The sequence below is a fragment of the Streptomyces sp. NPDC057654 genome (assembly GCF_042800135.1).
Classification (GTDB): Bacteria; Actinomycetota; Actinomycetes; order Streptomycetales; family Streptomycetaceae; genus Streptomyces.
Genome location: NZ_JBHVHQ010000296.1, coordinates 1 through 9,148 on the forward strand (window position 1 = coordinate 1; position 9,148 = coordinate 9,148).

The window sequence follows — 9,148 nt, forward strand, 5'->3', positions numbered from 1 at the left end:
GGGCGCCAAGGCGGGCCTGACCGCCGTCGCCGACCGCATCATCGCCAACGCGCCGCGCGTCCCGGTGCGCGACCTCGCGACACTGCGCGCGCAGTTTCCCGGCCTCGGCCCGGAGCAGCTCGCGGACAAGCTGGTGGCCGGCGCGGCCAACGGCACCTCCACCGTCGGCGCGGGCATCGGCGCGGCGGCCATGCTGCCCGTACCGCCCGCGATGCCGGCCGAGCTGGCCACCGAGATCGTCGGCGTCGCCGCCGTCGAGTTCAAACTGATCGCCGAGCTCCACGAGGTCTACGGCGTACGCGCCCCCGGCACCGTCCGGCAGCGGTCGATCGCCTACCTCGGCGCCTGGGCCGACGAGCGCGGCATCGACATCACCGCCCCCACCTCCGTCAACGCCGCGCTGGGCGGACAGCTCAAGCGCGAGCTGCGGCAGCAGATCCTCAAGCGCACCTTCCGCAACCTGCCCAACCTCGCGCCCTTCATGGTCGGCGCGGCCGTCGGCGCGGTGCTCAACCGGCGCGACACCCGCAAGCTCGCCGCGAAGGTCCGCAAGGACCTGCGGACCAAGCAGGTCCCCTGGGAAGCGCTCCCGCCGACCGACACGGGCCTCGGCCCCGAGCTCCCGCCGACCGACAGCGGCACCGGCGCCGGTCGCGAGCTGCCGCCGCCGTCCGGGCCCGACGTCTGACGCGGCGCCTCAGAAGCCTCCACCGGCCCGCAGCGGACCCGCCGCCCCCGCCTCGAAGGAATGGGCCTAGGACGCCCGTACGGCCGTCAGAGCCGCCGCCAGGCGCTCCGGTGAGCGTGTGGAGAGATAGACGTACGGGGTCGGGTCCTTCGGATCCGTGATCTCGACCCGCAGCGCCGTCGGAATGTAGCTGCGCAGCAGCATGAACGCCCGTGTATCGGCCTTGTACGAGCGCCAGGCGCGCGCCTCCTCCGCGTCCAGCACCTCGGGCGTGCCCAGCGCCGCCAGCGGGATCTTCGCCTCGCCCGCCACCAGCGAGTCCGCCACCACCCGGATACGGGGCGAGCCGTACGAACTCACCACCACGCAGGCCACCGCCGTGCCGCCGATCAGGCCGCCGAGCAACGGCAGCGTGCCGAACGGCAGGAGGACCAGCGCCATCGCGACGCCGATCAGGACCGCGATGAACCACCAGGAGCGCGGCGCGGTCAGCCGCTCTTCGTAAGGCTGCATGCGGTCCAGCTTGGCACGGCAGCGCCTGCCCGCCGCGCGCGCGGGTAAGGTCAGCCCCTGTGAGTGGACGAACGACAGCGCTGACGCCGCCGGCCGGTGCCGTGCCGCCGACGCGGCACCCCGACGCACCCGCGCCCGGCGAGATCATAGGCGCGCACTACGACCGCTGCTTCGGCTGCGGCGACGGGGCCCCGCACGGCCTGCACCTGGTGACGCGCGCGGGCGAGGGGGTGCGGATCACCGCCGAGTTCACCGTCCAGGAGGCCCACCAGGGCGCTCCCGGCCTCGCCCACGGCGGGGTGCTGGCCACCGCGCTCGACGAGACGCTCGGCTCGCTGAACTGGCTGCTGCGGGTGATCGCGGTGACGGGACGGCTGGAGACCGACTTCGTGCGGCCCGTGCCCGTGGACACCGTGCTGCACCTCGACGCCGAGGTCACCGCCGTCGCCGACCGCAAGATCTACTCCACGGCGACCGGCCGGATCGGCGGCCCGGACGGGCCCGTCGCGGTGCGCGCCGACGCCCTCTTCATCGAGGTGAAGGTGGACCACTTCATCGACAACGGCCGCCCCGCCGAGATCAATGCCGCCCTCGCCGACCCCGACCAGGTGAAGGTCGCGCGAGCTTTCGAGGTGAACCCGTGACCCGTGACCCGCTCGATGTGCTGATCCGCCGCGTGGACCCGGCGGTCCCCGTGCCCGCGTACGAGCACCCCGGCGACGCCGGGTGCGACCTCGTCACCACCGAGGCCGCCGAGCTGGCCCCCGGGGAGCGCGCCGTGCTGCCCACCGGGGTGTCGATCGCGCTGCCCGACGGGTACGCGGCCTTCGTGCACCCCCGCTCGGGCCTGGCGGCCCGCTGCGGAGTCTCCATGGTGAACGCCCCGGGGACCATTGATGCCGGGTACCGTGGAGAGATCAAAGTGATCGTGGTCAATCTGGACCCGCGCGAGAGCGTGCGGTTCGAGCGGCTCGACCGGGTCGCCCAACTGGTCGTCCAGCAGGTCGAGAAGGTGCGCTTCCACGAGGTGGCGGAACTTCCCGGCTCGGCGCGGGCCGAGGGCGGCCTGGGGTCCACCGGCGGCCATGCCGCCGTGGGCGGTGCAACGGGTGGGAATGGATTCGCTTCGGTCGTAGCCGACCGGGAAGGACAGTGACGTGTTCGGTCGTCGCCGCAAGGGCAGCGAGGAGACCGTCGACAGGCTCGACGACGGCGTGACCTCCGAGGAGCTGGCGCAGGACGAGGAGTCCGCTACGGACGCCGCGGGCGCATCGGCCGAGAGCTCGGCCGGTCTGCCGCCGGGGCCGCGCCCCGACGGCCCCTGGGACATCAGCGAGGTCCGGGAACCCGGCGAGGGCCGGGTCGACCTGGGCGGGATCTTCGTGCCCGGGGTCGAGGGCATGGAGCTGCGGGTGGAGGTCGCGGGCGATGCCATCGTCGCCGCGACCCTGGTGCTGCGCGACAGCGCCGTGCAGCTCCAGGCGTTCGCCGCCCCCAAGCGCGAGGGCATCTGGCGCGAGGTGCGGGACGAGATCGCGGGCGGCATCACCCAGCAGGGCGGTGTCGTGGACGAGGTCGAGGGGCCGCTCGGCTGGGAGCTGCGGGCCCAGGTGCCCGTACAGCTGCCGGACGGCACCAACGGGGTGCAGCTGGTGCGCTTCGTCGGCGTCGACGGGCCGCGCTGGTTCCTGCGCGGCGTGATCTCGGGCCAGGGCGCGGTGCAGCCCGACACCGCGGGGCTGCTGGAGCAGATCTTCCAGGACACGGTCGTGGTGCGCGGCGACTCCCCGATGGCGCCGCGGGACCCGATCGTCCTCAAGCTCCCGGACGACGCCCAGATGATGCCCGACGGCGTGCAGCAGGACGAGGCCGAGGGCTCGCGCTTCGCGGGCGGCGTGGACCGCCTCCAGCGCGGTCCGGAGATCTCCGAAGTGCGCTGACACGAGGCTGGACAAGCGGCTGGACAAGCGACTGACAAGAGCCGCGGCCAGGTGCCTTCCGGACCGTCCAGCGGCCGGATTTGAACGTTCCGATGGGTCGGATTCCCTTTTCAGGGAACCGGCCCATCGGCGTTTTCGCAGGTCTGAGACGTCTGCGTATGAATTACGTCAACGAGGCGCTAATGGCCGTAAGGGAGGCGTCAACGGGTCATTCGGGTGCGCGAAACGGAGGTTTCCTCTAGAGGTCCGTTCATATCCGAACCTCTAGGAGCACACGATGGCCGACGTGGCCTTCGTCGTCACCACGATCGCGGTCTTCGCGCTGGTGGCACTCGTCGCCAAGGGGGTGACGAAGCTGTGACCGCCGAGAACATCGTCGGCCTCGTCGTGGCCGTCGCCCTGCTGGGCTACCTCGTCATAGCCCTCGTTTTCCCGGAGAGGTTCTGAGCGCAGATATGAGCCCCGTCCTCGCCGGAGTCCTCCAGCTGCTCGCGCTGTTCGCGGCGCTGGCCCTGGCCTACCGTCCGCTCGGCGACTACATGGCCGCCGTGTACAGCTCCACCAAGCACCTGCGCGTCGAGAAGTGGATATACCGCTGCATCGGCGCCAACCCGGCGGCCGAAATGCGCTGGCCCGCGTATCTGCGCGGCGTGCTCGCCTTCTCGGCCGTCGGCCTGCTCCTCCTGTACCTGCTCCAGCGGGCCCAGGGCGTGCTGCCCAAGAGCCTCTCGCTCGGCTTCCACGCGATCAGCCCGGACCAGGCGTTCAACACCGCGGCGTCCTTCGTCGCGAACACCAACTGGCAGTCGTACTCGGGCGAGCAGGCCATGGGCCACGCCGTCCAGACGCTCGGCCTCGCGGTGCAGAACTTCGTCTCCGCGGCCGTCGGCATCGCCGTCGCCATCGCGCTCGTACGGGGCTTCGCCCGCTCCCGCACCGGGAACCTCGGCAACTTCTGGGCCGACCTGGTGCGCGGCACCGTCCGCATCCTGATCCCCATCGCGGTCATCGGGGCGATCGTCCTCGTCGCGTGCGGCGCGATCCAGAACTTCGCGGGCATTCACGAGATCGGCCGGCTCACCGGCGGCAGCCAGCAGGTCAACGGCGGCGCCGTGGCCTCGCAGGAGGTCATCAAGGAGCTCGGCACCAACGGCGGCGGCTACTTCAACGCCAACTCCGCCCACCCCTTCGAGAACCCCAACGGCCTCTCCAACCTCTTCGAGCCGTTCCTGATCCTCGTGATCCCGTTCGCGCTCACCCGCACCTTCGGCAAGCTCGTCGGCAACGTCCGGCAGGGGTACGCGATCCTCGCCACCATGGGGCTGATCTGGATCGGCTTCACGGCGCTGATGATGTGGACCGAGTTCCACCACGGCGGCGCGGCCCTCCAGGCCGCGGGCGGCGCGATGGAGGGCAAGGAGCAGCGGTTCGGCGTCGGCGGCTCGTCGATCTTCGCGGTCGCCACCACGCTGACGTCCACCGGCGCGGTGGACTCCTTCCACTCCTCGTACACCGGCTTCGGCGGCGGCATCACGCTGCTCGGCATGATGCTCGGTGAGATCGCGCCCGGCGGCGTCGGCTCCGGCCTGTACGGCATGCTCGTGATGGCGATCATCGCGGTCTTCATCGCGGGGCTGATGGTCGGCCGGACGCCCGAGTACCTCGGCAAGAAGATCGGCACGAGGGAGATCAAGCTCGCCGCCTGCTACATCCTCATCACGCCGACCCTGGTGCTGGGCTTCACCGCGCTGTCGATGGCGCTCGCCGGACCGCCGGACTCCATCCTGAACACCGCGGCCAACTCGGTGCACGACAGCGGCGCGCACGGCTTCTCCGAGGTGCTGTACGCCTTCACCTCCGGCGCCAACAACAACGGCTCCGCCTTCGCCGGACTCAACGCCAACACGCCCTGGTACAACACCACGATCGGCCTCGCGATGCTGCTCGGCCGCTTCCTGCCGATGGTGTTCGTGCTGGCACTGGCCGGCTCGCTCGCCGAGCAGCGGCCGGTGCCGGAGACGGCCGGCACCCTGCGCACGCACAAGCCGCTCTTCGCGGGGCTGCTGGTCGGCGTGATCCTGATCATCACCGGTCTCACGTACTTCCCGGCGCTGGCCCTCGGGCCGATGGCGGAGGGACTGTCATGAGCCGCGTAGACACTTCTGTTGAGGACCCCATGTCCACTGCGACACCCGTACGCACGCCCGAAGGGGGCGAGGCGCAGCACTCGGCGGAGGCGGACCACGGCCGCGTCTCCGGCGGCATCTTCGACCCGAAGGCGCTGCTGAAGTCCTTCCCGGACGCGTGCCGCAAGCTCCACCCGCGGGTGATGATCAAGTCCCCGGTGATGTTCGTGGTCGAGGTGGGCTCGGTGGTCACCACCGTGCTCGCCCTCACCGACCCCGGCGACTGGTTCGGCTGGGCGATCACCGCCTGGCTGTGGCTGACCGTCCTGTTCGCCAACCTGGCCGAGGCCGTCGCCGAGGGCCGCGGCAAGGCGCAGGCCGACACCCTGCGCAAGGCCAAGACCGACACGGTCGCGCGGCGGCTGAGCGGCTCCGGCGCCGACCGGAGCGAGGAGCGGGTGCCCGGCACCGAGCTGCGCATCGGCGACCTCGTCGTCTGCGAGGCAGGCGACATCATCCCCGGCGACGGCGATGTCGTCGAGGGCGTCGCGTCCGTCGACGAGTCCGCCATCACGGGCGAGTCGGCGCCGGTCATCCGCGAGTCCGGCGGCGACCGGTCCGCGGTCACCGGCGGCACCAAGGTGCTCTCCGACCGGATCGTCATCAAGATCACGACGAAGCCGGGCGAGACCTTCATCGACCGCATGATCAACCTGGTCGAGGGCGCGGCCCGGCAGAAGACGCCGAACGAGATCGCGCTCAACATCCTCCTCGCCTCGCTCACCATCGTCTTCCTGCTCGCCGTCGTCACCCTCCAGCCCTTCGCGATCTACGCCAAGGCCGAGCAGACGATGATCGTGCTCGCCGCCCTGCTGGTCTGCCTCATCCCGACCACCATCGGCGCGCTGCTCTCCGCGATCGGCATCGCCGGCATGGACCGGCTGGTGCAGCGCAATGTGCTGGCGATGTCCGGGCGCGCGGTCGAGGCCGCGGGCGACGTGTCCACACTGCTGCTCGACAAGACGGGCACCATCACTCTCGGCAACCGCCAGGCCGCCGAGTTCGTACCGGTCAAGGGCGTGACGGCGGCCGAGGTCGCGGACGCCGCCCAGCTCTCCTCGCTCGCCGACGAGACGCCGGAGGGCCGCTCGATCGTCGTGCTCGCCAAGGAGAAGTACGGGCTCCGTGAGCGCCACGAGGGCGAGCTGGAACACGCGGAGTGGGTGCCGTTCACGGCGCAGACCCGGATGTCGGGCGTCGACCTCGAAGAGAACGGGGCGCTCCGCAGGGTCCGCAAGGGCGCGTCCGGCTCGATCATCGCGTGGGTCACGGAGCGCGGCGGCACCGTCGCCGAGGACTCCCGGCAGCTCACCGAGACGATCTCCGAGGCGGGCGGCACACCGCTGCTGGTCGCCCTGGAGGACGCGGACGGCGCGCGCGTGATGGGCGTCATCCACCTCAAGGACGTCGTCAAGGAGGGCATGCGGGAGCGGTTCGACGAACTGCGCCGGATGGGCATCAAGACCGTCATGATCACGGGCGACAACCCGCTGACGGCCAAGGCGATCGCCGAGGAGGCGGGCGTCGACGACTTCCTCGCGGAGGCCACGCCCGAGGACAAGATGGCGCTGATCAAGCGGGAGCAGGCGGGCGGCAAGCTCGTCGCGATGACCGGCGACGGCACCAACGACGCCCCCGCGCTGGCCCAGGCGGACGTGGGCGTGGCCATGAACACCGGCACCTCGGCCGCCAAGGAGGCCGGGAACATGGTGGACCTGGACTCCAACCCCACCAAGCTCATCGAGATCGTCGAGATCGGCAAGCAGTTGCTGATCACGCGCGGCGCGCTGACGACGTTCTCGATCGCCAACGACGTCGCGAAGTACTTCGCGATCATCCCGGCGATGTTCGCGGTGGCCTACCCGGGCCTCGACAAGCTCAACATCATGAGCCTGCACTCGCCGCAGTCCGCGATCCTCTCGGCGGTCATCTTCAACGCCCTGATCATCGTGGCGCTGGTGCCGCTCGCCCTCAAGGGCGTCCGCTACCGGCCGATGAGCGCCGACGCCATGCTCCGCCGCAACCTCGGCCTGTACGGGCTCGGCGGGCTCATCGCCCCGTTCATCGGCATCAAGATCATCGACCTGCTCATCTCCCTCATTCCTGGCATCGGGTGACGTCATGAACAACTCCCTGCGCAGCACGGTCCGGTTGGTGGGGGCGGGCCTGCGCGCCATGCTCGTCCTCACCGTGGTCTGCGGCGTGATCTATCCGCTGGTCGTCACCGGCATCGCGCAGACGGCCTTCCACAGCAAGGCGAACGGCTCGGAGGTGAAGGCCGACGGCAAGTCCGCCGGCTCCTCCCTCCTCGGCCAGACCTACACGCTCGACAAGAAGGACAAGGACGGCAACCCGCTGCCCGACCCGAAGTACTTCCAGCCCCGCCCCTCCGCGGCCGGCCCCAACACCGAGAACACCCGGTACCACCTCACCGTCTCCGGCGCCTCCAACCTGGCCGCCGACAGCAAGGTCCTGCTCACCTCGGTGCGGCAACGCCGCGCGGACGTCGCCAAGTTCAACGACGTCTCCCCGTCCTCCGTCCCCCCGGACGCCCTGACCGCCTCCGCCTCCGGCATCGACCCGGACATCTCCCCGGCCTACGCCGAGCTCCAGACCGAGCGCGTCGCCAAGACCAACCACCTCCCCGAGGCCAAGGTCGCCCAACTGGTCAAGGACCACACCACCGGCCGCATCGCGGGCTTCCTCGGCGACCCGCGCGTGAACGTCCTGGAACTCAACATCGCCCTCCAGAAGCTCACGAAGGGCTGAGGCACCGGGACGCCCCGTCACAGCTTCAAGCGGCGTGCTGTGCCGCACTGTTCGTCGCGCCCAGGCGCGCGGAGGCGGTGCGGACACGGCACGCCGCGCCGCGTGTGCGGTGCGCGGCTGAGGCCGGGGACTCCGCGGCCATGTCCAGTACTTGGGCAGGAGCGTCCGAGGGGTAAGACCGGGGCTAGACTTCGGCGCTTCCGCAGGTTCGCTGTCTCGCCGAGGAAAGCTCATGGATCAGGTGTCGAACGTGGAGGCGACGGGGGCCCGGCGGGGGGCCGTTGTGCTGTTGTCGGTGGCTACGGGGGTGGTTATCGCCAATCTGTATTTCGCGCAGCCGCTGGAGGACGCGCTGGCGCGCGCGATGCGGGTGTCCACCGGGTCGGTCGGGGTGGCGCTCACGCTGCTCCAGGTCGGGTACGCCGTCGGGCTCGCGCTGCTGGTGCCGCTCGGGGACCTGGTGGAGCGGCGGCGGCTGCTGACGGTGATGGCGTCCGTGGCCGTGCTGGGGATGGCCGGGCTCGCCGCCGCCCCCTCGCTCGCCGTGTTCGAGGCCGGGGCGGTGGTCGTCGGCATGACGTCCGTCGTCGCGCAGATCATCGTGCCGTTCGCCGCGCACATCGCCGCCCCGCACGAACAGGGCCGCGTCGTCGGCACCGTGATGAGCGGGCTGTTGATCGGCGTGCTGCTCTCCCGCACCGTCGCCGGGACCCTCGCCGAAGTCGCCGGCTGGCGCGCGGTGTTCGCGCTCGGCGCGGCGGCCACCGCCCTGATCGGCGTGCTGCTCCACCGGGCCCTGCCCCGCGTCGAGCCCACCACCGCCCTGACCTATCCGAAGCTGCTCGCCTCGGTGCTCACGCTGGTCCGCGAGGAGCCGGCGCTGCGGGCGCGGATGGTGCTCGGGGCGCTCGTCTTCGCCTCGTTCAGCACGTTCTGGACCAGCATCGGTTTTCTGCTCGCCAGGCCCCCGTACGAGTGGAACGAGGCCGGCATCGGCGCCTTCGCTCTGATCGGCGTCGCCTTCATGGACCACGGCAGCCAGGGCGCTCACC

At 71.0% G+C, this 9,148-nt stretch carries 10 protein-coding genes; 9 read left to right on the plus strand and 1 reads right to left on the minus strand.

Translation table 11 applies throughout. From position 1 onward, the window contains the following. A partial coding sequence (locus tag ACFU99_RS21705) for a hypothetical protein (protein ID WP_384394408.1) occupies window positions 1–688 on the plus strand: 688 nt, incomplete at its 5' end. A gap of 66 nt (window positions 689–754) precedes the next feature. On the opposite strand, the gene ACFU99_RS21710 is transcribed toward ACFU99_RS21705, so the two are convergent. Further along, on the minus strand, window positions 755–1,201 hold the full coding sequence (locus ACFU99_RS21710) for a DUF3093 domain-containing protein (protein ID WP_384394410.1): 447 nt from the start codon (window positions 1,199–1,201) through the stop codon (window positions 755–757). A 59-nt stretch (window positions 1,202–1,260) separates the two neighbouring features. Between ACFU99_RS21710 and ACFU99_RS21715 the strand changes: the two genes are divergently transcribed. From ACFU99_RS21715 to ACFU99_RS21750, 8 genes are all read left to right on the plus strand, one after another. Next, window positions 1,261–1,845: a PaaI family thioesterase gene (locus tag ACFU99_RS21715; RefSeq protein ID WP_384394412.1), complete on the plus strand. Its 585-nt coding sequence runs from the start codon at window positions 1,261–1,263 to the stop codon at window positions 1,843–1,845. Next, on the plus strand, window positions 1,842–2,357 hold the full coding sequence (gene dut, locus ACFU99_RS21720) for a dUTP diphosphatase (protein ID WP_384394414.1): 516 nt from the start codon (window positions 1,842–1,844) through the stop codon (window positions 2,355–2,357). Before ACFU99_RS21715 ends, dut begins: the two co-directional genes overlap by 4 nt. A gap of 1 nt (window position 2,358) precedes the next feature. Next, a complete protein-coding gene (locus tag ACFU99_RS21725) occupies window positions 2,359–3,141 on the plus strand; it encodes a DUF3710 domain-containing protein (protein ID WP_384394416.1) in 783 nt (260 codons plus the stop codon). 357 nt (window positions 3,142–3,498) lie between these two features. Further along, window positions 3,499–3,588: a K(+)-transporting ATPase subunit F gene (gene kdpF, locus ACFU99_RS21730; RefSeq protein WP_037965490.1), complete on the plus strand. Its 90-nt coding sequence runs from the start codon at window positions 3,499–3,501 to the stop codon at window positions 3,586–3,588. A gap of 8 nt (window positions 3,589–3,596) precedes the next feature. Then, the gene (kdpA, locus tag ACFU99_RS21735) at window positions 3,597–5,288 is read left to right on the plus strand and encodes a potassium-transporting ATPase subunit KdpA (RefSeq protein ID WP_384394418.1); all 1,692 of its coding nucleotides are present in this window, start codon (window positions 3,597–3,599) and stop codon (window positions 5,286–5,288) included. Window positions 5,289–5,317: 29 nt separating this feature from the next. Beyond that, window positions 5,318–7,444 carry a potassium-transporting ATPase subunit KdpB gene (gene kdpB, locus ACFU99_RS21740; RefSeq protein WP_384394420.1) on the plus strand — a complete coding sequence of 709 codons (2,127 nt, stop codon included), beginning with the start codon at window positions 5,318–5,320 and terminating at the stop codon, window positions 7,442–7,444. Window positions 7,445–7,448: 4 nt separating this feature from the next. Further along, window positions 7,449–8,096: a potassium-transporting ATPase subunit KdpC gene (gene kdpC, locus ACFU99_RS21745; RefSeq protein ID WP_384394422.1), complete on the plus strand. Its 648-nt coding sequence runs from the start codon at window positions 7,449–7,451 to the stop codon at window positions 8,094–8,096. A gap of 232 nt (window positions 8,097–8,328) precedes the next feature. Next, window positions 8,329–9,148 (plus strand): MFS transporter (locus ACFU99_RS21750; RefSeq protein WP_384394423.1); only part of this gene is annotated, 820 nt, incomplete at its 3' end.

Bases quoted from the DNA above. Each gene is read 5' to 3' on its own strand.
- kdpB (WP_384394420.1), top strand. From the start codon at position 5,318: ATGTCCACTGCGACACCCGTACGCACGCCCGAAGGGGGCGAGGCGCAG.
- ACFU99_RS21710 (WP_384394410.1), bottom strand. From the start codon at position 1,201: ATGCAGCCTTACGAAGAGCGGCTGACCGCGCCGCGCTCCTGGTGGTTC.
- kdpC (WP_384394422.1), top strand. From the start codon at position 7,449: ATGAACAACTCCCTGCGCAGCACGGTCCGGTTGGTGGGGGCGGGCCTG.
- kdpA (WP_384394418.1), top strand. From the start codon at position 3,597: ATGAGCCCCGTCCTCGCCGGAGTCCTCCAGCTGCTCGCGCTGTTCGCG.